Below are 25,734 nucleotides of genomic sequence, written 5' to 3'. Positions count from 1 at the left end.
GGGTTATCTATATTAACTTATTGAATTAACTTGATTCTATGTTTTTTTATTGTCTCATAAGATCGCATTATATCTTATAAAATATCACAGAATCCCCTATGTCAGTGTAGGTTGCTATTGCTGAAACGAGATAATGGGCATAATAAAACTAACAACCTATATTTTTCACTAAAAACCTTTAATTATCTTATACTAAAGATCGGTAATTTTCCTCAAACTTCATTAAGTGAAGCGAGAGTTAAGTTACAAGAGTTGAAACAGTTACGTCAATTAGGCCGATGCCCTGTCACTGAGCTAAAAGATTTAAAAGACAAGTATGACCTGAACAATAAAAAGTCTTTGCTTAATTTTCTATCCGAATTACATGATAAGCTGGAAAAGTCCTCGAGTGGAGCCGTCGGTATCGAGTCGATATTACGTAAAGGACGTTCAGCAAGTGAAGTTTATGACTTTTTATACGACTTGGCGTATCTGAAACCCAGATACACTCTGATGTTTCAAGATGCTCATATAGAACAGCTTTCCCCGGGACAAAGAGGCTCTTTACTTTTAATTTTCTATCTTCTGGTAGATAATTGTGCGTAACATAAAACACCTCACTCGGAAATTCAACTCGCTTCGCTCCCTGAATTCCGGAGAGCGTGGCATTAATGTCTGCTCTTCGCTCAGAGCAGACGGAAACGAAATAACGTTGTGCTGTAAGATTTTGATTAGAAAGTGATCTATGTTGCCATATAAAACAACGATGATAAAATGCACTATCGTCAGTTTGAAGTGAGACTACTATGAAAAAGAACGAATTAATTCAAGCAACAAGACCAACTCGTACTCAACTTATTCGCTCGGTAGCAACCTCTACAGCTATTGAAACAGGGCAGGAGTCTCGTCGCCTTGAAGAAGAAATGAAAGCGAAGCGTGAGAAGTTTGGACATTTGAAACTTGCGATTTAGTTCGCTTTCAAGGCTTCATTAACCCAATATTTGATGGGTTCATAGTTAAGATTTAACCCTGCGTGGATTGCTGCAATGTACTGTTCGGGCTGTTGAGTCCAACTTTCATAGTCTAACGGCTGGAAACCAGCTTGTACTGCCATCACATCAGCAAGTAAGCGCGATAAGCGCCCATTCCCCTCCCTAAATGGATGTATCAGAATTAACTCAACATGCACTGTGGCAATAGCTTCTATGGTTTGTTCTCGGCTCATATTGGTGCAAGGTGTGTACTTCGCTAGATACTCTTTTTCAAATTGAGCAAGTAACTTTGCAACACGACCCGCAGGGGCAAACATAAAGCCACCCTTGCTAATATTCACCGTACGTAACTGACCTGCCCACTCGTAAACATTTCCTAACCATTGGCGGTGCCAACGCTGAATAAGTGATACGGTAATTTGCTCAGTTGGGAATTGTTCTTCAAAAATGACGTGATACAGTTTTTCTAACAGGACAAGCTCAGCATCATTGATATCATCAACGTTTGAAAGCCCTAGCTTATTAGCTAGCACTTCTTCATCAGAACCGTCGGTAAATTTTCCTTCGCTGCTAAAAACATCAAATAAAAAATAACTACCTATAAATCAAAGGATTAATTAAGTGTAGGTTAAATCGTAGGTTTTGCTGGGAAATCAATAAATAGCGTTATATTCAATGCTAACACACCCATGCATCATTGGTGTAATTAACAAACAAGAAATCGAAGCCTATTAATATTGGAGTTAAAGTTTGTAGGTTTTACTTAATGATGACCTTAATACCAAAATATTAATTTCTATTGTTATCTTATTCTGACTGTTCACTCACTATATTGTTGCTAGTTAATTATTAGGTAAAATATTGAAAAATTTATTTTATCTTGTGAGCAAGGAAGAAATAACCAATATGAAAACTCGAATTCTAAAATTAACGTTATTAGGTGCATTAGCATTACCTTTAGTGGGATGTAGTGATGCAACACCTAACTGTAATAGCACTGAAGCCAAAAATTTAGTGATTGATATTACAAAAGATGAATTGCGCGATCAAAAAATGGCAGCAGTGATCGATCAAATTAAGATCAAAGTAGAAAGCGTACGTACGCGTGAACATGATGAGAAAAGAGATACTTACTCATGTGCTGCAGAACTTTCTTTTGAAGGTAAAGGTGGTAAAAATTCAATTCCGATTACTTATACCATTGAAAGCACAGATGATGGTAAAGAGTTTTACGTTAATGTTTTTGGTTTATAATTGTTCTCGATAAAAAGCCATTATAAAAAGTAATATAGTAGATATATAAGTAGCAAGCCTATATATCTACTTGTAATAAATTACGCTATATCATCTAGAAATTCAGGCGATGGAACAAAGAATAATGTACCTGTTACAGGGGTACTGAATTTAAGTAATTTATCTGTATGACCTTCAGGTGTACCTGCAAACATATTTTCTAACATTCGGTTAGTTGTTGAAAAATAACGTGCATAACCAATAAAGTAAGTGCCATATTCATTTTTTGATGGATTGGAAAAAGGCATGTTGGCTCTGACTATTTTTAAATCTTCACCGTTCTCATCTTGGATATTGGTTACAACATTATGTGAGCCGGGCTCTTTTTCTTCATCAGTTAACTCCACATCATTAAATTTATGTCTACCAATGACTTTCTCTTGTTCGATAACAGGCTGTTTTTCCCATGCTTCCATATCGTGAATATATTTTTGTACAAAGGCATAACTACCACCTGTAAATTCAGGATCTTCATCGCCGATAACGGCATAAGAAGCACGCTCATCTTCATACTCTGGGTTTTCAGTTCCATCGACAAAACCAATAATAGAACGTCCGTCAAAATATCTAAATCCATGAACTTCATCAACCGGCATAACAATATTCTTTAGCTTTTGGCTGATAATAGACGCTAATTCGTAACAGGCTGAAACTTTGAGAGCTCGAATATGGAAAAAAAGATCGCCCGGAGTAGAAACCGCAGTATATGTGTTACCTTTAATTTCTTTAAAAGTATTTAGTTCTTTGGGTTTTGGTTGATTGGGAAATAACGTCGTCCATGCATTTGCACCGAATCCCATAACACAACTTGTTTCCAATTCAGGAAAACGAGTTCTCATACTACGTATTAGTCCAGAAAAATTATTACAAAAATCGATTAGAATATCGCGGTTTTCAGGTGAGTAGTTGAGGTTAAAAACTAAAAAATAAGCATTTTCACAGGGTGATTTCGTAACATCTTGGTATTTCATAGTGATCCCTAAATGACGAATAATAGATGAATGGTAATTAAGTCATATTTACAAAATATTGTTTTTTAGTTTTACACCAAAACCCTATTTATTACAAAGAGAGGGGGCGGGTTTTATCTCTATTTTAGTATGTTAATGAGATGTATTAATTTAATTGTTCATCTGAAATATCATATTTCACAACTACACTGTTTTTATAAAGCAATTCTGATGTAATTAATTGAGGGAAGGCGCCCACATTGTTCTTAGTGTAAATATCTCGCCAAATTTCATTACAACGATATACATGTTCTCCCTTTTTGATAAAAGAGGATGATTTTTCATAAATATGATAACGATATTTTCTTGCTTCACTGCAAAGAAGTTCTCCTTCTAATTGATGTTCAGCGACATGTAATCTAATTTGGTAATTATAAGGTGTTGGATTATATAAGACTAAATCTACGTAGTTATAAAAAATAGCGGCTCCTGAGCCAAAAGGAAGTACTCTACCTTCATCAGGAAAGGGATCAAAACTATGGTTTGCCTTTTCAATTACTTTTAATTCAGAGTGTAGTGCTAACCAATGTATTAAATTACTGGCCTGACAAATTCCACCGCCTACACCTTTTCTTGCTTCACCATATGAGAGTTGCATACCATCAATAAAACCTCGTTTATAGCTAGGTTTACCAACTAAATAACAAAAAGAGAAATACTCTCCAGGTTTTATCACGATACCATCTAACGCTTTTTCAACTAATTTAAGATTCGTTATCTTATTGTATTGTAATTGAATATCACTTTCGCCACGGCGACTAATTAATTTAGAAGTGTGTTTTAGGTAACGATAAGAAAGTCGTTGTTCTGGTTGAACATCTCTGCTGTATTTTCGACCTGAAAATCGCCAACTAAGGGAACGAAATAAACGACGTTGTGCCACTCTCAAGGTATAAAGAATAGGGTGATAAGATGAGAGTGTTCTACGCATAAAATCCTTTTAAACAATAGAGAATAGAAAGAAGTAAACGAGAGTATGATAACGATTTAATGATAATATTGATACGCTGATATCCTTAAAATAATAGGGATAATAATTTGATCAATAAATTTATTTATTGATATTTTTCGTTAAAATTTGAGCTTGAACGTTTATAAGGACATGCAAATTCTTGTTTATCACCAAAAGGTATTAACCAAGTAATGGCGATAAAAGAGAGTATTAAATTGTTATCACCCGTGAGGATTATTACGTCAGATTTAGGTCGAACAGTACAAATAGCAGAAATTGTTGGTCATTCTGAAGCCGTTAAAGAGCCGTTATTACGTGAGTTAAATATGGGAGAATGGATAGGACAGCGAAAACTAGAACTCATTAGGCATCATGCAGATAAATACAAAAATTGGCGAGTAGGAACATATACACAACCTAAAGGTGAAAATTGGTTTGATTTTTGCGATCGCATTGGTGCTACATTACAAGGGTGGGTAAATAAAGAAGACAGTGATTTATTAGCAGTTGTACATAGTGGTGTTATTCGTGCAACTTGCAAAGTATTTTTAAATCTGTCACCTGAATTTTTATTACCCGCAACACCAAGCACAATAACGATATTTAATTTTGAACTTAATTCTGAAAAATCACCGAAATTAGAAGTTTATAATATTGGCTTTTATAGGCCAGATACGAATGTCGCAGATTAAGATTAATAAGAAATGATTCTTAAAAAATATTAATATTCTATAAAGATATCTAAAAAACGCCGATACTAAATCATAGCAAGGGAAACCTTGTTCTTTTTTATATATAAAAATGAAAAACAAAATCATATATTTTATATGCAATATTTCCTATCCTTTTTATGCTTGTTTTTCAATTAATAATTTAAATGAACATTCATAAAAAATACATATTAACTCTTTAAAGTGATAAATTGATGTAAAGGAGTGAAAATAGAGATTGATTGTTTATTTGGTTTACACGATATGAGTTATAAAATGAGATAAAAAATCTATTTACTATTAAAAGTAGCATTTTAATTTTATTTTGATTTAACAACATTGTGTCTAAATATGAATAATGCAATTAATTAAAAATAAGCTTTAATTATTAACTAATAAAGTGTTTGTCTAGATTTAAATCCTGTTTTATTTTTTATTCTTATATATTATACCGCTATAACCAAAACTTGTTTATTCTAAAAAATAATATAATAATACTCATATATTGAGTTAATTGCTGATTTTCACTTGATAAATGCATCAATCAAAAAATTAATCAATATATTAAAATAATATTAATAAATATATTAATAAATATATTTATAATGACTCTTTGGAGAAAAATAAATGAAGAAAAATTTACTTGCAATATTCATTGCTAGTGGTTCTATTTTTGCAGTTAATAACGCTTTAGCTGAAGATGGCACTATTGATTTTACAGGTGAAATTATAGATAACGCTTGTGAACTCGCATCGGGTTCTGATGCGTTAAAAGTGAATTTAGGTAAAGTATCTAAAACTGCATTACCAACTACGGGTAGTACGGCTTCGGCAACACAATTCACAATTAAGCTAATTAATTGCCCTGCAACAGCAAGTAGTGCTGCCGTAAAATTCGATGCAGATAATTATTCTGGTGATAATACTGTAATTGCCTTGAAAAACGAAGCCAATGTAGCAAAAGGTGTTGGTATTCAAATTACAGATGATACAAATAAAGTTATTCCGTTATTTACTGAATCGAAAAAATATCCATTAAAAACAGGGGCCAATGTTGTTAATAATTTGGACTTCCGTGCGCGTTATATTGCTAAATCCGATACAGTAACCGCAGGTCTAGCAAATGGTAATGCAACATTTACTATCAATTATAATTAATTAAAAAATAAAAAGGTTTAAAAGGACTTGAACCTTTTTACTCAATTAATGGTGGGGATATGAAGGCTATTATTTATTCTTTTATTTCTTTGTTTATTTTTTTAAATACCGCAAATGCGGGAGTTGTTATTGGTGGTACTCGTGTTATTTATGATGAAGGGAAAAAAGACGTCAGTATTAGTGTCGAAAATCCGGATAATATTCCCTATTTAATTCAGTCTTGGATTGATGATATTAATGAAAAAAAACAATCAAACTTTACTATAACGCCACCATTATTCAGATTAAATGGTAGTAATACAAATACATTAAGAATCTTTTTAACTGAAAATAATTTACCCAGTGATAGAGAATCTTTATTTTGGTTAAATATTAAAACAATTCCAGCGACAGAGAGAACAGAAAATTCTCTACAAATCGCATTTAAAACTCAGATGAAGTTAATTTTTAGACCCAAAGAGTTAAAAAATGTCAATTTTGTAGAAGAACAGAAAAAGTTAGAGTGGTCAAAAGTGGGAAATAAAATAAATGTAAAAAACCCAACACCTTACTTTTTTAATTTTCAAATGATCAAATTTAATAATAAGGCTGTTGATGATGTTTCTTATGTTGCCCCTTACTCAATAAAATCATTTGATATTAATAGCGAGGAGCTACATGGCACTATTAATTGGGAAGTTATTAATGATTATGGTGCAGTTACTGATTTATCAGAGATCAAAATATAATCTCCTATAAACTTAGGTTTTAATATGAAAATGAATAAAATATGTATTAGCCTAATTTTATATTTAGGCTATACAGCCTCGCTGTATGCGGAAGGATCCAATTTAGATAATCTTTATTTTGATCCTGATTTTTTAGAATTACCCAATAAAAGCTCAATTGATTTATCTCAGTTTGAAAATAATGAGCAGTTACCCGGTAAATATTATGTTGATATTTATGTTAATACTAATTTAATTGGTACTGAAAATATTAAGTTTGAGAAGGTAGATAATGGCAAGTTAATACCCTGCTTATCAATATCTGATCTCACTAAATTTGGTATTAAAACAAGTGAATACAAAGAATTAGAAACAAAAGGAAATAATTGTGTTAATTTGTCAGCGATCCCTAATGCAAAAAGTGAATTTCAATTTAATTCTCAACGCTTGTATTTAAGTATTCCTCAAATAGCGATGAATAAGGATCCTAGAGGATTTGTTGATTTAAATAATATAGATAATGGTATTACAGCACTGTTATTGAACTACAGTTATAGCGGTTCGAAAAATTATGATCGTAAGAGTAATGGCTCAAATACAACATCAAACTATATTAATTTAAGACCTGGAGTAAATATAGGCCCTTGGCGTTTGAGAAATTATACAACTTGGTCTAATAGTGATGATAAATCTAGTAAGTGGGATACTGTTTATACGTATTTATCGCGTAGTATTAATCAACTGAAAAGCCAATTAATTTTAGGGGATGGTGTATCACCTTCTTCTGTTTTTGATAGCGTACCTTTTAGAGGCATACAACTTGGTACTGATGATGACATGTATCCTGAAAGTGTACGTGGATATGCACCTGTAGTACGTGGTATTGCGCGTAGTAATGCACAGATTACGATTAGACAAAATGGTTATACCATTTATCAAACAGAAGTGGCAGCAGGTCCTTTTGAAATTAATGATCTTTATCCAACGGGAAGTAGTGGTGATTTGTATGTCACAATCAAAGAATCAAATGGAAGTGAACAACACCAAATAATACCTTTTGCTTCTTTACCCGTTTTACAACGTGAAGGTTATGTTTCTTATAGTATTACAGGGGGAGAATATCGTGCTTATGATAAAGAAATTGAAAAACAGAAATTTGGTCAATTGACATTAATTTATGGTTTGCCTTATGGAGCAACAGCTTATGGTGGAAGTCAACTTAGCAATAATTACCAAGCGTATTCTATTGGTATAGGACAAAACTTAGGTGCATTAGGCGCAATTTCAATAGATGTTACTCAAGCAAACTCAAAATTAAATAATGGTGATACATCGCGCGGGCAGTCTTATCGTTTCAGATATAACAAAAATCTAAATACGATTGGAACGAATATTGCCCTAGCAGGCTACCGTTATTCAACTGACGGATATTATAGTTTGGCGGAGGTTTTTGACGAATATCGAAATGGTATCAGTGCACCCGAAATAGAACGCCGTCGTAATCGAGCTGAAATTACGATTAACCAGAATTTAGGGGAGCAATACGGTTCTCTTTCTATCGGATATGTCAGAGAAAACTACTGGAATAGTGATAGAAAAACGCAGTCAGCCACTGTGGGATATAACAACAGCTGGCAGGGTATTAGTTACGGTTTAAATTATACCTATAATAAAAATACAAATAACTATTCTTATCGATCGAGCAGTTACGCTAAAAGTAATGATGACCACCAATTAGCGCTATCGGTAAGTGTACCTTTTAGTGTTTTTGATGATACGTTTTATTATAACTTCAACACTAATAGCAGTAGTCAAAGTCCAAGTACAGGAAGTGTGGGGCTTTCTGCATCTCAATTAAATAATCGATTAAATTGGAGTCTACAACAAGCATTTACAAACCAAGATCAAGGATCTTCTGGAAATTTAAATGCATCGTATAAGGGTAAGTACGGTGAAATGACAGGAGGGAGTGGATATAGTAAAGATAATTATAATTTATATTATGGTGTTAATGGTAGTTTAGTCGCGCATTCTGGCGGTGTTGTCTTAGGTCAACAGCTTGGTGAAACCTCGGCGATTGTAAACATTCCTGAAGCTGCTGATGTTGCTGTTTTAAATCAGGCAGGGGTGGAAACGAACAGTTATGGTTATGCTTTAGTGCCTTATATTACACCATATCGTAAAAATACGATTGATATTGATACTTCAGCATTACCAGAAAATACGGAAATGGCGTTAACGAGCCAGACTGTTTCTCCTAGTCGTGGCGCATTAGTAAAAGCAAATTTTTCTGCAAATGTTGGTTATCGTGCATTAATTGCATTAACGTTGGAAAATGGTGAATTCATTCCTTTTGGATCACAAGTCATTTTTAAAGATAATCCACAATTAAATAACATCGTAGGTAATGATGGTGAAGTTTATTTGTCTGGGTTAAATGAAAAAGGGCAATTTATTGTTAAATATAATGATAAACAATGTAGTGCAAATTATAATTTATTAGGCATCTCTCATTATTTAGGACTTTATAAAACTACCGTAGTTTGCCATAAATAAATGATATAAACACTTTGTTAATTAAATTGCATTATTACAGCTAATTAAAATATAGCTGTCGATATCTGCTACGTGTAGGAAATGAAAATGAAAAATATAATCAATAAGTTATTTTTAATAAATGTTCTAATAATAAGTCCAACATCGTGGGCTTCAGACAGCGTTAATTTAAATTTTACAGGCAATATTAGGGTCGCTACATGCAATATTTCGAGTGGTGATAATATTAATGTTAATTTAAAAGATATACCTGCTGCTAATTTTGAAAAGGCGAATTCAGCTTCTAGTTGGAATATTTTTTATATAGATTTTAAAAATTGTTCTACGGCGATTAATCAAATAAAGCTTACTTTTTCAGGTGTTTCGGATGCTGCTGACCCGAGTAGTTTATATAGAAATCAAGGAAGTGCTAAAAATATTGCAGTGCAATTAGAAAATTGGACAGGCACGTTAAAACTAGGAAATCAACAGTCGTTAATCATTACATTAAATGGGCGGACTGATATTAATTTGGGGCTACGAACGCGAGCTTTTAGTCCATCAGGAAAGGGAATGCCAGGAACAATATCAGCGAAAGTGACTGCAAATATTGTCTATTTATAAAAGAGAAATACTATGAAAGCGATGATTTTTTTACTTTTGTTTTATTCCGCTTTTACCATGGCGAGTACTGTAAATATTAATATTTATGGCACTGTAACAGTATCGCCTTGTGAGATCGAGAATAAGAACTATTTAATTGATTTTAAGAAAGTAAATGTTAGAGATTTAAAAAATAATCAGAATACAGATTGGATCAATTTTTCAATAAAACTAAAAAATTGTCCAATAAGCACACAAAAAGCGACGCTAACGATAGCGGGAACAGCAGATCCTAATAATGGAAATTATTTTATTAATAATGGATCTGCGAAAAATATCGCACTAAATTTAGTTGAAAATAGAAATAAAACCATAATAAAAAATGGTAGTAAATTAGAGGCAATAATTAATAGTCAAACAAAGATGGCAGAATATCCATTAGCAGCAAGATTAATTAAAACTGGTGATGGAATCAGTACGGGAACATTTAAAAGTCATCTTGAGTTTACGTTAATTTATAATTAAAAACTACTTAACCTAGGAGTGGAAAGTGATTAATCGCTATCCAGTATCGAAAGCAATAGGTAAAAAAATTACTTATTATAGAAAAATGAAGGGGATTTCATTAAATGAATTAGCTGAACTAATTGGGGTTAGTCAACAACAACAATCAAGATATGAAAGAGGAATTAATAGAATTAATCTGGATAGACTTAATCAATATGCTCATATTTTTGATATTTGTTTAAGCCAATTTTTTATTTTAGATGAAGAAGAACAAAAAGAGATGAAAAATAAAATAATAGATAAATTAGGAGATAAAAATGCGCCATGTCAGCACTAAATCTATTTTTTTATTAAGTGGGGTTTTATTTTATTCAACATATACTTTTTCCGCTTGTATTCAAAATCCAAATCTAAAAAATATTAGAGTGGATATACCGAATAAAATTTATTCAATTCAATATGATGATATGGGAACACGTGTATTAGATGAATTTCGTATAAATTATAAAAATGGGCCTATAAATACATTTTCTGGTAAGGATGGAGACTGTGGTTATGCAACAATTTCTGGTTCTTATATTAATGGTTGGGTACCTAATGCTAATAAAATCGTGCAGACCAATATTCCGGGTATTGGTATACAAGTTAAACTACATGAGTTAGGACTATTAAATTTAACTCACAATAATATGGCAAATCCGTCAGCGAATCATTATACAATAATAAATCCATACTGGACTGTTAAAATATTAAAAACAGGTAGAGTTACTGAATCAGGAAGTGTGAATTGGGGAATGCTTGCTAAAGTTGTACAAAATAATACATTACCTCGAAATAGTACTTGGAATATATCATCATTATATTTGCCGTTAAATGCAATAAAAATAAATTCCTTGAAATGTTCAACTAAATCATCAAATTATAATGTTAATATGGGCACTTGGTATGATACCCAATTTAAAAATATTGGCGATGTAAGTAAAAATGTTGATATTCCTATTACGTTAAGTTGTGCTGCGGGAACAAATATTAAAGCTACTGTAACGAGTAGTGCTGGATATATTGATGTAAATACAGGTAAGTTAAAATTATCGGGTGAAAATTCAGCAAAAGGAATTGGAATTCAGTTATTAGATAAAAATAATAATCCCATTAAATTAAACACTAAAAATAGTTTACAAAATCAGGTTGCATCTGGCGATTACATTTTTGGTTGGAAAGCGCGCTATATAAAAACAGGAAGTACTATAACACCAGGAAGTGCAAATTCAATTGCGGTGGTGAATATTTTGTATGAATAATTAATAAGTATACTTTTGATATTATCAGTTTTATTTTTTGGAGATGTTATGAATAAAAAGATATCAAAATTAGTTGGCGCTAAAATTAGAGAGTTAAGAATAGCACACAGTATGAGTGGCAGTGAGCTTGGTGCGTTATTAGGAATAAGCCAGCAACATCAATCTCGTTTTGAAAATGGTGAGTCAAACATCCATGCGGAAAGTATTTATATTTTATCCTATATTTTTGATGTTGATTTAAATTATTTTTTTGATGATGTTCAACATGCTGTTGAGAAAGATAAAGTAGAGAATAAAAAAAGCCATTATCAATCAGAGTCAATTATCGCAAATAATGATATCTGGCGTTAACTTTATAAGATGCCTAATAATTAACTAGGCATCTTATATTTGTTTTATTTAAAACGATATTTTTAAAAACTTACCAATATCCTAGCACTTTCCACCATACGCTACCAAGCGTGATCCAGATGATAAGATTAACCACACTCATCACAAAGCCTGTCTTCCACCATTCACCTAATGTAGCATAACCTGAACCAAAAATTATGGGCGCAGTACCTGTACCATAATGCGTTAATGACATCATTAATGAAGATGAGAATGCCAAAATTAGCCCTAATAACATTGGTGGTGCACCAAGGGCTAGGCCTGCCGCATAAAAGGCGGCAAACATTGCCGTAATATGAGCTGTGGTACTGGCAAAGAAATAGTGAGAATAGACATAAATCAGTACCAGTAATATCATGCCACTGACCCAACTGATCCCCATGCTATCAATGCTTGCCCCAACACTGAGTGATAACCATTTAATTAATCCTAATTTTCCTAAGAAGGATGCCATCATAACTAATGCAGAGAACCAAACTACGGTATCCCATGCGCCTTTATTTTTTAAAATATCATCCCAATTTAAAACACCTGTACATAATAAAATCGATAAACCAATAAATGCCGCGGTTGTTGCATTAATGCTAAATCCATCACCAAATAATAATGCAGGGACACCAGCCCACATAATTAATAACAAGGCGAAGACGGCAAGCGTTATTTTTTCAGGTAATGAAATGGGCCCTAATTGTGCTAAACACTCTTTAGCGAAATGAGGTGCATTTGGCGTGCTGGTTATTTCAGGCTTATAAAGTAGATAAATAACAATAGGCATTAAAATTAATGAAACGATAGCCGGTACAAAAGCCGCAATTGCCCACATAGACCAGCTAAGCTCATGTGTAGGATCTGTTTCACTAATAATTAAACTGACTATTAGTGGGTTAGGAGCAGTTGCCGTAATAAACATGGCAGAAGTAATCGGGTTTATATTGTAGTTCACTAAAGAGAGATAACGTCCAATTCTATTACTGGTGCCATCTTCTGCTTTTGAATTAAAGCTATCTGCAATTGATCGCATAATAGGGTGAATAATCCCACCTCCCCTAGCCGTATTACTGGGGGTTACAGGAGCGAGTATCGTTTCGGCGATCGCTAATGAATAAGCTATACCAATCGTTCTTTTACCAAATAGTGAAATAAAATAATACCCAATTCTAGCGCCGAGTCCGGTTTTATTTAGGCTCATTGATACCATTATGGAAATCCCAATTAACCAGATAAGATCATTGGAAAATCCACTTAATGCATCACCGATAGCGGCTTTGGTTGAATTAGGATTAGTAACACCTGTAACAGCGACTAATGCGATAGCAATAATAGAAACTGCACCGATAGGAAGTGCTTTGCCAATAATTGCTGCGATAGTGCCAACAAAGAGTGCTAATAAATGCCAAGCATTGGGGTCAACACCTTGTGGTACGGGGATAAGAAACCAGATAATAAGGGTAATAGAAACGGCGATTAATGTGGGTATGGGGCGTAATGGAGTTAATTTATTCATCAGGTTATTCCATTAAGTTGCAGGTTAAATAAATAATCGGAAGTAAAAAGTAAAGTTAATAAGTATTTTTATTAAAGATAATCTTATTAACATATTATTAAATATTCATTGACTGATGTCATAAAAATAAAATTATTTATTAACTTTATTTTAAAATAAAAGGTTTTATGTAACTTAATGTTATTGAAATATAGGGTGATTATAATGTTATTAGCAATAGCTGAATAATGGGCAGTAATATTTATCACTGTTTTTTTGACATAATATCGGCACCTGAAACAATTCAGCTAAATATTAAAAATAACCTTATAGGTGATAAACGATGAATGATCTCTACTATTTTTTGAAAGTGATGGGGGGCTGATTTGGCAAAAAACGCTATAAACCTTTGTCCCATTTTGAGTGGGATGTTTAGTTTACAAGAGGGAGCTACCATAACAAAAAAATCAATATTTCTATGATTTATTGTTCTATATAATATTTATCAAAACTATGTTGTCAAAATAATTAAGATGTAATTAGGTTAACGTTTTTAAAAGAATGATTTATACGGTTTTTCTGCGAATATTATTACTAATAATATGAGGTTAAGAATGTAATTTAAAACTATTAAGCGGTAACTATAATTTATAGATTTAATATTTTTTATATTTTATAGCTCTTATTAAATGAAAGGTTTTTTCTTATGGTTTTAAATGTAATTAAAACAAAGGGTAATTTAAAATAGAAAAATAGTTTTTTATTTATTGATAATAATTACTTACTGTTGTATGTTATGAAATTGTAAACCAAATATCATTTCTATTTGTTTTATTTGAGTTTTACGCCATAATAATTGTTTGTTTCTTGTTAAAGTTATCTCCGTGTTTTTAGGTTCTATTCCTGAATTAATAAACTTTTCTCATCATAATTTATTTAATAAATACCCTTCGATTAAATAAAAATTTTTTACAATAAATAAGTGTGACTTCTATCACTCTACATTTCAATATTTCTTCAGTATGTTTATATGCAGAGATTAGAAATTAATAAATCAGACATTTATTTATATTGCTTAATAATCTAAGCAAATAGGCTTCTTATTATCAAAAAAACGAAATGCAAATAGATATGTGCTGTTACATATATTAAATGCGTTAAGGATATCATAATGATCCATGCTTTTATTAAAAAAGGGAGCTTTCAGGATTCAGTAAGCCTGATGATTATTTCCCGAAAATTAAGTGAAGCCCCAGAGGTGGAAGAAATTTCCGTCATGATGGGAACACCAGCGAATAAATCTCTTCTTGATGTCACCGGTTTTTGGCATGACATGTTTAACGAAGCAACACCGAATGACATTTGTGTTTCAATTAAAGCGGAATCAGACGATCCTGCCATTATCGACATGATTTCTACGGCTTTAGAAGAAGCACTTGCAGAAATTGCAAGTGGCCAAAAAGGCGGTAACAAACTAACGACAGTACGTAGCTGGCGTACTGCTAAACAAAAAAATACTAATGCCAATATGTTACTTATCTCTATCGCCGGTGAATATGCTGCCGAGTTAGCCGATACCGGTTTAGAAGATGGCTGTAACGTTATGCTGTTCTCTGACAACGTTTCTATTGCAGATGAAAAAGCATTAAAAGAAAAAGCAGCCGCAAAAGGTCTAATTGTGATGGGACCTGATTGTGGTACGGCAAATATTGCAGGGGCACCTCTAGCTTTCGCTAACATTGCACCGAAAGGCTCAATTGGTATTGTTGGTGCATCAGGTACAGGTATTCAAGAAATTACCTCTCAAATTGTTTTACAGCGCCAAGGTATTTCTCACTCAATTGGTTTAGGTGGTCGTGACTTAACTGAGCAAATTGGTGGTATCAGTGCAATTACTGCTATCAATATGCTGGCGGCTGATCCTAATACGCGTGTTATTGCCTTTGTATCTAAGCCACCAGCACCGGCTGTTCGTCAAAAAATTATTGCTGAAATGAAACGCCATAATAAACCGATTGTGGCGCAATTCTTAGGAACAACACCTGAGAAATTCCAAGACGACAATATCTATTTCACTCGCACGTTAGATGAAACGGCACGCATTGCGGCTGAATTAGCGCGTGTTGAAGATATCGCAGCGGAATTGCCAAAAGTTACAGGTAAGAAAATCATTGGTCTTTATGCCGGTGGTACGCTAGCGGCTGAATGCGCCATGTTGTTATCTGAAAAACTTAATGTTGACGTCGATAACGAGCATAAGCAAGGCACAATGCTAGATGCTGATGGTCACAAAATCATCGATATGGGTGATGATTTTTATACACAGGGTAAACCACACCCAATGATTGACCCATCTACACGTAACAAATTTATCAGTGAGCTAAGTAATAAAACAGAAGTTGGCGTATTACTGGTTGATTTTGTTATTGGTTATGGTGCAACTCAAGATCCTGCTGGTGCGTTAATTCAAGAAATCAAAAAACTGAATGAAAAACGTGGCGAAGCCAATCCATTAATCACCATCGCAACCATTACTGGTACTGAAGACGATCCACAAAACCGTAGCGAACAGCAAAAACAGCTAAAAGAAGCGGGCATTATTGTGATGGATACGTTGCCGGAAGCGGTTTTATTAGCAAAAGAATTAATCCAGCCACATCCAGCTGAAGCAGATGCTGACGTGTCACCACTGCTTAACGGGATCTCTGTGATCAACGCAGGATTACGTAGCTTTGCTGACGATCTGCAATCAAGTGGCACCCCTGTTGTTCATTATCAGTGGGCACCTGTCGCAGGTGGTAATAAAAAACTGGCTGAAATATTAAAGAAATTGAAATAAGGAATTGCAGATATGTATTCAACTATCGAACAAGCGAATGAAGCAGTTATCGAACGTATCCGTGAAGCCCGTCCTCACTGGTGTGATGTTAGCTTAGCAAAAGAAGTTGTTCCTACTTTAGAAACGGGTAAAAAACTACTTCATGCAGGTCCACCAGTGACTTGGGGTGAAATGAGTGGTCCTGTTCGCGGTGCATGTATCGGTGCTTCTTTATTTGAAGGCTGGGCAGAAACTGAAGAACAAGCATTAGCCATGTTAGAAGCAGGGGAAATCGAGTTTATTCCTTGCCATAACGTGAATGCAGTAGGCCCAATGGGGGGGATTACTTCTGCTCATATGCCAATGCTGGTTATCAAAAACCACATTCATGGTAACTACGCTTACTGCAACATGAACGAAGGTATCGGTAAAGTGATGCGCTTTGGCGCTTACGGTCCAGATGTGCAAGAGCGTTTACATTGGATGAAAAATAGCTTAGCGCCAGTATTAAAAGCAGCGATTGCAACATTTGAAAACGGTATCGATCTGACGGCAATTATGGGTCAAGCAATTACGATGGGTGATGAATTCCACCAACGTAACATTGCCGCATCTGCATTGTTACTGCGCCAGCTTGCACCAGTACTAGGGACTTTAGATTTTGAAGAAGCTGAAATTACCAAAGTAACTAAATTCCTGAGCATTACAGACCAGTTCTTCCTGAACTTAGCCATGGCTTACTGTAAAGCCGCGATGGATGCAGGGGCTCAAATCAAGCAAGGTACTATCGTCACGGTGATGACACGCAATGGTAGTAACTTTGGGATCAAAATCAGTGGAATGGGCGATCAATGGTTTACCGCGCCAGTCAATACACCACAAGGTCTGTTCTTCTCTGGCTTTAGTCAAGCAGATGCAAACCCAGACATTGGCGATAGTGCAATCACTGAAACCTTTGGTATTGGTGGCGCAGCCATGGTTGCAGCTCCTGGTGTAACTCGTTTTGTCGGTGCTTCTGGTGGTATGGATGCAGCGCGTGAAGTAACGGAAGAAATGGCTGAGATCTACCTTGCTCGTAACATGATGTTGCAAATTCCAACTTGGGATTTCCAAGGCGCATGTTTAGGTTTAGATGCTCGTCGCGTTGTTGAAACAGGGATCACTCCACTAATCAACACGGGTATTGCACATAAAGAGCCGGGGGTTGGTCAGATTGGCGCTGGTACTGTACGCGCACCTTTAGGTTGCTTTGAGAAAGCGATTGTTGCACTTGCTGAAGAGCTGGGTATCGACGCTTAATTTCGTTTTTAACGACAAAGTACAGCAATAAAGGGGGCATTATGCAAATTCAAGCACTTCAAACCAGCCAGCATATCACTGACTTTGAAGGTGAAATTAAATGTGTGGGCATTTATGACCATGCTTTGAATTTCATTTGTCCTCAACAACGCTTAATCACTTTTCATCGTGAAGGTAGAGGATTAAGCCCGATGGGATGGTTACTGAAACAAGAAGATTTTGATTATTTTGCAAAACAGTGCCATCCCTCGATAGTGATGAAGCTTAAAAATCATCAAGCAACACTCACAAATAAGCTTACCTTGATCGCAGGTCAACGTGAGAATTTGCGCTTACAAGATAAAGCGGATTTAGATTTGCGTTGGTTAGAAAGTTTTTTTTCTCTGTTATCCCCCTCAATTGCAACGGGGTTATACGGATCATTAAAAAATTACCGTCAAATCGCGCAACTTAGTGAAATTAAATTATTAACTAAGCTATTTCATAATCAGTTATTAGGCAATGCTGTTAACTGGGCTATTTTTACAGGCAAAGGCCCCGGATTAACACCAAGTTCCGATGATATGCTGGTGGGAATGTTATTTGCACATTACTTAGCAGAGCCAGAAAATAAACTTAATAATTTTTTTTATAACACACCGCCTTTATCTGAATTGACCACCATTGTCAGTAAGCATTATTTGGAATATGCCACACAGGGAATATTTTCTACCTATCTCATTCAACTAGGTAAAAAAATAAAGAATAAAGAGATTATTTTTAAGGATATGTTGGAAATACTCTCTATTGGTCATCATTCCGGTGCGGATACATTACTGGGATTATGGATTGGTTACCAAGCTAAAAAACAACAGCAGCATATTTATTAATTTTTTTTAATAAAAGAATTTATATAAACATTCGGATACGGATAATTATGAAAACAATTGTTATTGCTTTAGGCGGAAATGCATTATTGCAACGCGGAGAAATTTTGTCTGCTGAAAATCAATATAAAAATATTGAACTGATGTCAGAGACAATTAATAAATTAGCTAAAGAGTATCGTGTTGTATTAGTACACGGTAATGGGCCTCAAGTTGGATTGCTTGCACTACAAAATCTTGCATATCAAGCTGTTCCAGCCTATCCGCTGGATATTTTAGTAGCAGAAAGCCAAGGTATGATTGGTTATATGATGATGCAGAAAATTAATCAAAATCATCCTGAACAAGCTATTACAACGGTAATGACTCGAGTTTCAGTCGATATTAATGATGAAGCATTTAGTGATCCAAGTAAATTTATCGGCCCTATTTATGATGAAGCTGATAAAGAAGAATTAATTACGAAGTATCAATGGACATTTAAACAAGACGGTAAACATTATCGTCGTGTTGTGCCATCACCAATACCGAAAAAGATCATTGATATTGAAGCAGTAAGGCTTTTATTAGACAAAGGTCATATTGTTATTTGTGGTGGTGGCGGCGGTATTCCAGTCAACAATTTAAATAATGAATTTATTGGTAGTGAAGCTGTTATTGATAAAGATTTAACTGCGGCTTTAATTTCTCGTGAATTAAATGCAGAGCACTTTGTTATTTTAACAGAGGCGGATGCTATTTATAAAAATTGGGGTACACCAGAACAAGCTGCAATTCGTGAAGCAACACCAGAAGAACTTGCACCAATGGCTGTCGCTGATGGTGCAATGGGACCAAAAATTATGGCAGTGAGTGATTTTGTTAATGCAACAGGGCAACAAGCTCATATTGGTGCATTACAAAATATTCAACAAGTTATTGAAGGTCAGTCTGGCACTTTAATTTATAAGTCTTAATAAAAATTCTTTCAGGAGCGTCATTATGAACGATGCACAAGTGAATGAGAAAGGCAAAGTCCCTTATTGGGTCAAACTGACCATTATCTTCTTCTTTGGTTGGATTGCGCTGTATGGTAGCCGTGCTATTGTTGGTCCTTTAATGGTAAATATTGGTGCTGAGTTTGATCTGACTAAAGCTCAACTTGGCTCCATCATGAGTATTTTCTTTATCGGATATACTGCATTAAATATTCCATCAGGCATGATTGGTGACTATTTAGGTAAGAAAAAAGTATTAGTAACCGGTGTGGTTCTTTTTGGTGGATTTACCATTATTGCGGGTATGATGCCAACTTACGTAACCTTTATGTTCGCATGGGTCATGGTGGGGATATTCCAAGGTTTCTATTATGGTCCTCAGTATGGTCTATCTTCAGAAGCGATACCAAAACATCGTATTACATTAGGTAGTGCGATTATCAATAGTGGTATGGCATTTGGTTTGTCTATTGGTTACTACATCTCAAGTATTTCTGTTGGTGAGATGGGAATGAGCTGGCGAGCTCCGTTCTATATTATTGGTGTGCCAATTATTATTATTGGTTTGGTGATGTTATGGATCATCAAAGATAAGCCAAAAGCACAACCAGCGACAGAAAATGGCGCACCAAAACAGAAAGTTAAGCTGACATTTAAAGATTTATTTGGTAATCGCAATATTAACCTTGCATATGTCACTATCTTCTGTTCGATCTATGGTTTCTTTGTATTAGTCACTTGGCTACCTTACTACTTAGAAACAGAGCGTGGAATTACAGGAACACAAATTTCAACTATCGCATCATTAATGCCGTGGTTTGCTATCCCTGGTTCACTTATTTTTAGCTGGGTTTCAGATAAAATTGGTCGTCGTAAACCTGTATTACTGATCATGTTACCACTGTCATTAATCGCGATCCTTGCTGTACCAATGTCAGAATCAATGCCAGTACTAATTGGCGCACTGATCCTTTACGGTATTGTAGGTAAAATCAGTACAAACCCAGTACTTGTTGCTGTGGTTGCTGATAACTCACCGCGACATGCTCTAGGTACATCGTTTGGTGTTTATAACTGTATCGGTATGCTGGGCTCTGTTTTTGCACCAACATTAACTGGTTTCCTATCAGACCAAACCGGTAGTATGGACTCGGGTTTCTACTTTGCCGCTATTCTGATTTGTATCGGTATTGTGGCAAGCCTCTTTATTAAAGAAAGTAACAATAATGAAGAAGCAAAAGCCTAGTACGTGATTCTGATAGTTATTGAATACACACTAAAAGGGCAAACTTCGGTTTGCCTTTTTAATTTAAAGGATCGTAAAACGATTGCACGCTTGGATGATTTTGCTTAAATAACTCCACTAAATAACTGACTACTGCGCCTTTTTTATCTTCACACCATGCTAATGAAAGGGGGGAATTATGACGACGATTTTTCACTTCTTTCGCAATTAACTGTCCGCTATCAATAAGTGGTTTACATAAACTTAATGGCAAAAATCCTATTCCCACACCTTTTAAATGACAGGCTAATTTTGTATGTAAGTCAGGTACGCGTATTTCATGTTGACCCGATAAACGCCATGCTGTGCGTTTAGAAAGATGGCGAGAAGTATCTTCAACGTTTACTGCAGAATACATACGCATTTGATCATCGCTTAGTACACCACTGATATTGGCTAAAGGATGATTAGGGGCGACAACAAATTGCCATTGAATTTCGCCCATCGCACAAATGTTAATATTATTCTTAAGGGATTCATTGCCTGTAACACCAATAGCAAAATGATAATCTTCGTTAATAAGCGCATCCCAAACTCCCATATAGACTTGGCGAGTAATATGAAATTGGGTAGAAGGAAAACGTTGATGAAGACAAGCCAACATACTGGCAACCGCAGTACGATCATAGAGAAGATTATTAATGACAATATTGACCTGATGTTCGACACCGGCATTCATTTGCTGGAGTTCCACTGGCATTGACTCTAACCATACAATCCATTGACGACATTTCTCTAATAGATATTCACCTGCCGGCGTAAGTGTAACGGTTCTTGTAGTGCGATTAAAAAGTTGGGTGCCAATATTTTCTTCTAATGTTTTTATACGATAACTAATCGCCGCTGATGTTTTATGAAGTACATCTGCAGCTTTGGTAAAACTTTGGCAATCGGCTACCTGTATAAAGGTACGGATCATTTCTTGGTCTAACATATCTTTTGTCCTGGTAATAAGAGAGGCAAAATATCAGCAGATAATGCTGAATTAAAAAAGTGAACAAAGTAAAGCTTACCTATTTTTTCTGAGGTCTATACCGCAAAGTAAGACAACTTCTTATCGTGTTAATGGATGTTATTATTTTTAGCTTATTGTTATTTGCCGTATGAAGTTTTGATTATTTATAGATAAGCAATAAAGCATACTAACAAAAATTTCATCGGATGATGGGCGCTAAGAACAGTATCTGTATTCTATTTGTGTGATTGCTTTCACGTTTCACTCATCCTTTTACTGACGAAGTTAAAATATCAGTAAAAGGCAGTGAAGATCAGGATAAAAAATAGGTCATCGTTATAATATGAAAAATAGAGATCAGGCTATTTTAAAAGGATAGGTAAAAAAGAGCAGGTGAGTCAGATTAAGTGCAAAGTGAAATAGCGTTGAAACCCAAAGCCGCCCACTCCACATCCAGGCTAATCCATAAATAATACCTGCCAGTGAAGCAAATATAATCAGCAGTAATCCGCCTGCAAAATGTGCTAGACCAAAGATAATGGCTGCTATTAATAGTGCAATATAAGGGGGAAGATAGTGAGATAATGTTTGCTGAATAACACCTCTAAATAATGCTTCTTCAGCAAGTGATACAAAAAAGAGGTTTGCGAGAATAAATGCAGGTAACCACGATGGTAAGTGTAATTCAATTGCTAATCCTCCCAGTTTTACAGCGATTAATAACAATGCAGGAATGGCAATAATTAGCATTGTCCACTGTAATTTATTTGCTTTTTTTAATGGTTCGCAGACAAAAAGCGTTGGAATAAAGATTAGAAAAATAAAAGGTAATAATGCTTTATCAGCGTTGAAATAAAAAGAGAAAGGGGCGCTTTTCATTCCTATAATGGCGTGTGAAAGGTAACGTAAATTGTTAAAACCAGGAATAAGGTGAAAAGTTAATCCACTGGCAATAATGACAAGCATGAGAATGATGATTGCTCTAAGTAGAGGCTGTTTTTTATAGCGAGAATAGGCGAACGCGAGTAAGAGAATACTAACAATAACTGGCAAGGTATGCCATGTAATAACACCGGTTATAAATGCGCTAACTGCTGTAAATATCAGTGAAATAAATGCAAGAGTGCGATTAAAACCCAAAAATAACAAAGAAAAAGCAAGAAGTAGCCAAGTGATCATAATTGTAAAGGTTATAAAATGAAAAGGAGCGCTAGGGTAAAAGATAGCGGCCTTCTAGGCTATCATTATAAATAAAAAAGTAGAGAAAGCAGACCTCTTTACTGACAATATTTTTATTTAATTATTTGAATTATATATAAAATACCAAAAATTGATTTTTAATCTAAAATTAAAACAAATGTTTAATTTATATGATGATTGTCAATTTGTGATATTAAATTAGCATGAGTAAAACACCCCAAAGTTGGTGTCCAACTTTGGGGGTGCAGTTCAGTTTTAATACCGGCATTTTAGCCCATATAGGTTAGTTTACTTTTGATTAAACCAAGTAAAACTAAACGTAAAAATAGCGAATAACATGGAAGAAAATAGGTGCTGCAAAACAGAGGGAATCCATTCTATCCATCATGCCACCATGACCTTCGATCATCGTACCAAAATCTTTTACACCACTGTCTCTTTTGATTGCAGACATACATAAACCACCGGCAAAACCGGCCAATGTAATCACTAAAGAGAGTAAAAATGCTGCCCACCATGAGAAAGGTGTTGCCCACCACAACATCATACCAATCAAGCTAGCTGAGATAATGCCACCAAAAAAACCTTCCACTGTTTTATTTGGACTTAATTTAGGCACGATAGGATGTTTACCAAATAATTTACCAAACACATATTGAAGCACATCAGAAACCTGCACCACTATCATTAAAAAGAGCAATAAATTGATATTACGGCCTTCGAAACCTTCAATTGGTAACATTAAAAGTGCTGGAGCATAACTTAGGCAATAAATGGCTATCATCACACTCCATTGTACTTTTGCCATACGTTCTAAGAAGTGGCGAGTGTCGCCTGAAAGTGCCATACGTGTTGGTATTAATAAGAAGGCGTAAACAGGAATAAATACCGCCATTAAGTTGTACCATTGCACACCAACAAGAATGTATTGGAGAGGCAGTATAACGAAGAAACACCAGAAGAGCGCTTCATGATCGCCACGATGTGTGGGGGTTAAGGTAATAAGTTCGCGTAATGCAAGCCATGAGATAATAGTAAATAGGATGACAGATCCGATTGCCCCAATTCCTATTGCAACGCCTGCAATAATACACATTACCCACCACGCGTTTATCCTTGAATTAAGATTTGTGATAGTGGAAGTTGGGCCTTTTACTGCTGCTAAAATAGCGCCAATAATGCTGGCGATAATTAAGAAAGAGAAGAGTCCAATAAAGATCCAGAAGACCTCGTTATTAATACGTTCCATTGTGTAGCTCCTCTAACGCGCTTTTTGCTCTTACCAGAAACTCTTGTTTACTTTCATTTTCATGAGTGGCTCTAATAGGGGCTCCAAAAATTGCACTACAAATAACCGGAACAACTAAGCGAGAGCCTTTAGGAAGAACTCTGTTCAAGTTTTCGAGATAAATAGGGACTAATTGTACATTCGGATTTTTACGAGAGAGATGCCAAAGACCCGCTTTAAAATCTTGAATAGATTCGCCATTACCTCGAGTACCTTCTGGAAAAATAATTAAAGAATCCCCTTGGTCTAAAATTTCTTGCATCAAAACAAGTGCATTGGTTTTATTTTGTGTAGATGATGCCGAATCATTAGTGGGGTGTTTTACAACTTCTTCGCAAGAATTTTCCTCTTGTAGAGAATTCATTTTGGTCGCATGTCGAGGAATAAGAATAGCTCTAAAGATACGACGAGATAAATAACGGCGTAAGCGGTTTTTATTCCAATAATCTTCAGCCGCAACTGGATGAACATAAGGGCGAATATTGGGCGAAAGGCAAGACCAAATAACTAAACCATCAAGATGACTAGAGTGGTTAGCGTAATAAATGCAAGGTGTATCTTTTGCAATAGGTGAGGTTTGTTTGGCGCGAATACCGGTTAAAAATCGACAAATAGAGACTAAGACGGATGATACCACTTTTGCATCGAAAGCAAGTTTTCCATTTTTCATTAATCAGACACCTTGTGCTAAATCCCGTAAAATTCGACGGGTTCTGAAAATTGTGGTCAGCGTTGAACCTAAGATAATAATCCATAAGGAAATAAAAAAGAGCCATATTCCCCAAAAACTGGGAATAAATGCAGCAATAACAGCAACAGAGGTTAATAATGCCATTCGGTGCTGTTTTGCCATTGGGCCTGTAAATTGTTGCTCTAATCCACAAGCACCACCTAATACGCGAACATAAGCGGTCATTACTGCAAAAAAAGCACCCACCCAACTCAACGTAATGGCCATAGAAAAGTCAGGAGATAATCCATAACCAACACCTAAAATAATTAAAGTATCGGCAATTCTGTCTGGTAATTCATTATAAACAGCACCTACAGGGCTTTTCATGCCACCTTCGACGGCAACCATACCATCTAATAAATTACAAATGAGGCGACCTTGGATCATGATAGCGCCAAGGAGCAGTAAAATTGATCGTAATAATCCAGATGTGTAAAAGAGAGCACAAAAAAGTGATAAGGCGGCAAGTAATGCAAATATGATGCTAAACACGGAAATACCGTTTGGGGTTGCCCCTTTTTGTTGTAAGTAGCGACTACACTTTGTAGCCCAGCTTGTTTGTCTTGCTTTTATAGGGCGGCGGTTTTTATCTTGAGCGTTCATTTTTCTTTTTAAAAAGCGAGTTAGGAGGGTATAGCATAAAGGCATTTGCACAAAGTGAGAATAAGAATAAACGTATAAGTTTGTCTTATG

The 25,734-nt window shown here is 35.0% G+C and carries 25 protein-coding genes and 1 pseudogene; 17 read left to right on the top strand and 9 right to left on the bottom strand.

Annotated features, from left to right (window positions below):
* The first annotated feature begins 117 nt into the window (after nt 1-117).
* Both DK858_RS18455 and DK858_RS18165 read left to right on the top strand, forming a co-directional pair.
* Nucleotides 118-585 (top strand): DUF4102 domain-containing protein, encoded by a 468-nt coding sequence (locus DK858_RS18455; RefSeq protein ID WP_109397832.1) that lies wholly within the window; start codon nt 118-120, stop codon nt 583-585.
* Between the two features lie 200 nt (nt 586-785).
* Nucleotides 786-950, top strand: a complete 165-nt coding sequence (locus DK858_RS18165) for a hypothetical protein (protein ID WP_006536548.1) — start codon at nt 786-788, stop codon at nt 948-950.
* Here the strand turns inward: DK858_RS18165 and DK858_RS13305 are convergent.
* Complete coding sequence (locus DK858_RS13305) at nt 947-1,573, bottom strand: Fic/DOC family protein (RefSeq protein ID WP_109397831.1); 627 nt, start codon at nt 1,571-1,573, stop codon at nt 947-949. The genes DK858_RS18165 and DK858_RS13305 overlap by 4 nt on opposite strands.
* Before the next feature lie 304 nt (nt 1,574-1,877).
* Here DK858_RS13305 and DK858_RS13300 point away from each other — a divergent pair, with 304 nt between their 5' ends.
* Complete coding sequence (locus DK858_RS13300; protein WP_109397830.1) at nt 1,878-2,225, top strand: hypothetical protein; 348 nt, start codon at nt 1,878-1,880, stop codon at nt 2,223-2,225.
* Nucleotides 2,226-2,305: 80 nt separating this feature from the next.
* On the opposite strand, the gene DK858_RS13295 is transcribed toward DK858_RS13300, so the two are convergent.
* Nucleotides 2,306-3,235 carry a Dyp-type peroxidase gene (locus DK858_RS13295; protein WP_109397829.1) on the bottom strand — a complete coding sequence of 310 codons (930 nt, stop codon included), beginning with the start codon at nt 3,233-3,235 and terminating at the stop codon, nt 2,306-2,308.
* 145 nt (nt 3,236-3,380) lie between these two features.
* Entirely contained in the window at nt 3,381-4,205 is an 825-nt protein-coding gene (locus tag DK858_RS13290) for a VanW family protein (RefSeq protein WP_194294850.1), read from the bottom strand.
* Nucleotides 4,206-4,384: 179 nt separating this feature from the next.
* Between DK858_RS13290 and DK858_RS13285 the strand changes: the two are divergent.
* The 9 genes and pseudogenes from DK858_RS13285 to DK858_RS13245 form a co-directional block, all read left to right on the top strand.
* A pseudogene (locus tag DK858_RS13285) lies at nt 4,385-4,918 on the top strand (histidine phosphatase family protein); the annotation flags it as partial.
* A 645-nt stretch (nt 4,919-5,563) separates the two neighbouring features.
* Nucleotides 5,564-6,094 carry a fimbrial protein gene (locus DK858_RS13280; RefSeq protein WP_006534062.1) on the top strand — a complete coding sequence of 177 codons (531 nt, stop codon included), beginning with the start codon at nt 5,564-5,566 and terminating at the stop codon, nt 6,092-6,094.
* Between the two features lie 59 nt (nt 6,095-6,153).
* On the top strand, nt 6,154-6,822 hold the full coding sequence (locus DK858_RS13275; RefSeq protein WP_109397827.1) for a fimbrial biogenesis chaperone: 669 nt from the start codon (nt 6,154-6,156) through the stop codon (nt 6,820-6,822).
* 24 nt (nt 6,823-6,846) lie between these two features.
* Nucleotides 6,847-9,357 (top strand): fimbria/pilus outer membrane usher protein, encoded by a 2,511-nt coding sequence (locus DK858_RS13270; protein ID WP_109397826.1) that lies wholly within the window; start codon nt 6,847-6,849, stop codon nt 9,355-9,357.
* 87 nt (nt 9,358-9,444) lie between these two features.
* Entirely contained in the window at nt 9,445-9,960 is a 516-nt protein-coding gene (locus DK858_RS13265; RefSeq protein WP_109397825.1) for a fimbrial protein, read from the top strand.
* Nucleotides 9,961-9,972: 12 nt separating this feature from the next.
* Nucleotides 9,973-10,464, top strand: coding sequence for a fimbrial protein (locus DK858_RS13260; protein ID WP_109397824.1), 492 nt, complete (start codon nt 9,973-9,975; stop codon nt 10,462-10,464).
* A 25-nt stretch (nt 10,465-10,489) separates the two neighbouring features.
* Entirely contained in the window at nt 10,490-10,783 is a 294-nt protein-coding gene (locus DK858_RS13255) for a helix-turn-helix domain-containing protein (protein WP_185901171.1), read from the top strand.
* A complete protein-coding gene (locus DK858_RS13250; protein WP_109397823.1) occupies nt 10,764-11,747 on the top strand; it encodes a fimbrial protein in 984 nt (327 codons plus the stop codon). The genes DK858_RS13255 and DK858_RS13250 overlap by 20 nt, the downstream gene beginning before the upstream one ends.
* Before the next feature lie 48 nt (nt 11,748-11,795).
* On the top strand, nt 11,796-12,098 hold the full coding sequence (locus DK858_RS13245) for a helix-turn-helix domain-containing protein (RefSeq protein WP_109397822.1): 303 nt from the start codon (nt 11,796-11,798) through the stop codon (nt 12,096-12,098).
* A gap of 70 nt (nt 12,099-12,168) precedes the next feature.
* Here the strand turns inward: DK858_RS13245 and DK858_RS13240 are convergent, their stop codons facing one another.
* Complete coding sequence (locus DK858_RS13240) at nt 12,169-13,641, bottom strand: anion permease (RefSeq protein WP_109397821.1); 1,473 nt, start codon at nt 13,639-13,641, stop codon at nt 12,169-12,171.
* Nucleotides 13,642-14,791: 1,150 nt separating this feature from the next.
* On the opposite strand from DK858_RS13240, the gene DK858_RS13235 reads away from it, so the two are divergent.
* Genes DK858_RS13235 through DK858_RS13215 form a run of 5 tightly spaced genes read left to right on the top strand, consistent with a single transcriptional unit; the run spans nt 14,792 to nt 20,826 of the window.
* A complete protein-coding gene (locus tag DK858_RS13235; protein WP_109397820.1) occupies nt 14,792-16,459 on the top strand; it encodes an acyl-CoA synthetase FdrA in 1,668 nt (555 codons plus the stop codon).
* A 12-nt stretch (nt 16,460-16,471) separates the two neighbouring features.
* Entirely contained in the window at nt 16,472-17,737 is a 1,266-nt protein-coding gene (locus DK858_RS13230) for a YlbE family protein (RefSeq protein WP_075673293.1), read from the top strand.
* A gap of 41 nt (nt 17,738-17,778) precedes the next feature.
* Nucleotides 17,779-18,606, top strand: a complete 828-nt coding sequence (locus DK858_RS13225; RefSeq protein ID WP_109397819.1) for an oxamate carbamoyltransferase subunit AllH family protein — start codon at nt 17,779-17,781, stop codon at nt 18,604-18,606.
* A 47-nt stretch (nt 18,607-18,653) separates the two neighbouring features.
* Nucleotides 18,654-19,559 carry a carbamate kinase gene (locus tag DK858_RS13220; RefSeq protein ID WP_109397818.1) on the top strand — a complete coding sequence of 302 codons (906 nt, stop codon included), beginning with the start codon at nt 18,654-18,656 and terminating at the stop codon, nt 19,557-19,559.
* 25 nt (nt 19,560-19,584) lie between these two features.
* Nucleotides 19,585-20,826, top strand: coding sequence for an MFS transporter (locus DK858_RS13215; RefSeq protein WP_109397817.1), 1,242 nt, complete (start codon nt 19,585-19,587; stop codon nt 20,824-20,826).
* A gap of 58 nt (nt 20,827-20,884) precedes the next feature.
* Here the strand turns inward: DK858_RS13215 and allS are convergent, their stop codons facing one another.
* From allS to DK858_RS13190, 5 genes are all read right to left on the bottom strand, one after another.
* Nucleotides 20,885-21,799, bottom strand: a complete 915-nt coding sequence (gene allS, locus DK858_RS13210) for an HTH-type transcriptional activator AllS (RefSeq protein WP_036934748.1) — start codon at nt 21,797-21,799, stop codon at nt 20,885-20,887.
* Between the two features lie 378 nt (nt 21,800-22,177).
* Nucleotides 22,178-22,999, bottom strand: a complete 822-nt coding sequence (locus DK858_RS13205; protein ID WP_109397816.1) for a CPBP family intramembrane glutamic endopeptidase — start codon at nt 22,997-22,999, stop codon at nt 22,178-22,180.
* A gap of 334 nt (nt 23,000-23,333) precedes the next feature.
* A complete protein-coding gene (locus DK858_RS13200) occupies nt 23,334-24,269 on the bottom strand; it encodes a phosphatidate cytidylyltransferase (protein WP_109397815.1) in 936 nt (311 codons plus the stop codon).
* Nucleotides 24,256-24,978 carry a lysophospholipid acyltransferase family protein gene (locus DK858_RS13195; protein WP_109397814.1) on the bottom strand — a complete coding sequence of 241 codons (723 nt, stop codon included), beginning with the start codon at nt 24,976-24,978 and terminating at the stop codon, nt 24,256-24,258. The genes DK858_RS13200 and DK858_RS13195 overlap by 14 nt, the downstream gene beginning before the upstream one ends.
* 3 nt (nt 24,979-24,981) lie before the next feature.
* Entirely contained in the window at nt 24,982-25,644 is a 663-nt protein-coding gene (locus DK858_RS13190; RefSeq protein WP_109397813.1) for a CDP-alcohol phosphatidyltransferase family protein, read from the bottom strand.
* Nucleotides 25,645-25,734 lie beyond the last annotated feature (90 nt).

The organism is Proteus faecis, from assembly GCF_003144395.1.
Classification (GTDB): Bacteria; Pseudomonadota; Gammaproteobacteria; order Enterobacterales; family Enterobacteriaceae; genus Proteus; species Proteus faecis.
Note: the sequence above shows the minus strand (reverse complement) of the source record. Positions and strands in the feature narration are given on the sequence as shown.

Bases quoted from the DNA above. Each gene is read 5' to 3' on its own strand.
- DK858_RS13265 (WP_109397825.1), top strand. From the start codon at position 9,445: ATGAAAAATATAATCAATAAGTTATTTTTAATAAATGTTCTAATAATA.
- DK858_RS13295 (WP_109397829.1), bottom strand. From the start codon at position 3,235: ATGAAATACCAAGATGTTACGAAATCACCCTGTGAAAATGCTTATTTT.
- DK858_RS13205 (WP_109397816.1), bottom strand. From the start codon at position 22,999: ATGATCACTTGGCTACTTCTTGCTTTTTCTTTGTTATTTTTGGGTTTT.
- DK858_RS13250 (WP_109397823.1), top strand. From the start codon at position 10,764: ATGCGCCATGTCAGCACTAAATCTATTTTTTTATTAAGTGGGGTTTTA.
- DK858_RS18165 (WP_006536548.1), top strand. From the start codon at position 786: ATGAAAAAGAACGAATTAATTCAAGCAACAAGACCAACTCGTACTCAA.
- DK858_RS13220 (WP_109397818.1), top strand. From the start codon at position 18,654: ATGAAAACAATTGTTATTGCTTTAGGCGGAAATGCATTATTGCAACGC.
- DK858_RS13300 (WP_109397830.1), top strand. From the start codon at position 1,878: ATGAAAACTCGAATTCTAAAATTAACGTTATTAGGTGCATTAGCATTA.
- DK858_RS13200 (WP_109397815.1), bottom strand. From the start codon at position 24,269: ATGGAACGTATTAATAACGAGGTCTTCTGGATCTTTATTGGACTCTTC.
- DK858_RS13235 (WP_109397820.1), top strand. From the start codon at position 14,792: ATGATCCATGCTTTTATTAAAAAAGGGAGCTTTCAGGATTCAGTAAGC.
- DK858_RS13240 (WP_109397821.1), bottom strand. From the start codon at position 13,641: ATGAATAAATTAACTCCATTACGCCCCATACCCACATTAATCGCCGTT.
- DK858_RS13245 (WP_109397822.1), top strand. From the start codon at position 11,796: ATGAATAAAAAGATATCAAAATTAGTTGGCGCTAAAATTAGAGAGTTA.
- DK858_RS13270 (WP_109397826.1), top strand. From the start codon at position 6,847: ATGAAAATGAATAAAATATGTATTAGCCTAATTTTATATTTAGGCTAT.
- DK858_RS13190 (WP_109397813.1), bottom strand. From the start codon at position 25,644: ATGAACGCTCAAGATAAAAACCGCCGCCCTATAAAAGCAAGACAAACA.
- DK858_RS13230 (WP_075673293.1), top strand. From the start codon at position 16,472: ATGTATTCAACTATCGAACAAGCGAATGAAGCAGTTATCGAACGTATC.
- DK858_RS13260 (WP_109397824.1), top strand. From the start codon at position 9,973: ATGAAAGCGATGATTTTTTTACTTTTGTTTTATTCCGCTTTTACCATG.
- DK858_RS13290 (WP_194294850.1), bottom strand. From the start codon at position 4,205: ATGCGTAGAACACTCTCATCTTATCACCCTATTCTTTATACCTTGAGA.
- DK858_RS13215 (WP_109397817.1), top strand. From the start codon at position 19,585: ATGAACGATGCACAAGTGAATGAGAAAGGCAAAGTCCCTTATTGGGTC.
- DK858_RS13275 (WP_109397827.1), top strand. From the start codon at position 6,154: ATGAAGGCTATTATTTATTCTTTTATTTCTTTGTTTATTTTTTTAAAT.
- DK858_RS13195 (WP_109397814.1), bottom strand. From the start codon at position 24,978: ATGAAAAATGGAAAACTTGCTTTCGATGCAAAAGTGGTATCATCCGTC.
- DK858_RS13280 (WP_006534062.1), top strand. From the start codon at position 5,564: ATGAAGAAAAATTTACTTGCAATATTCATTGCTAGTGGTTCTATTTTT.
- allS (WP_036934748.1), bottom strand. From the start codon at position 21,799: ATGTTAGACCAAGAAATGATCCGTACCTTTATACAGGTAGCCGATTGC.
- DK858_RS13225 (WP_109397819.1), top strand. From the start codon at position 17,779: ATGCAAATTCAAGCACTTCAAACCAGCCAGCATATCACTGACTTTGAA.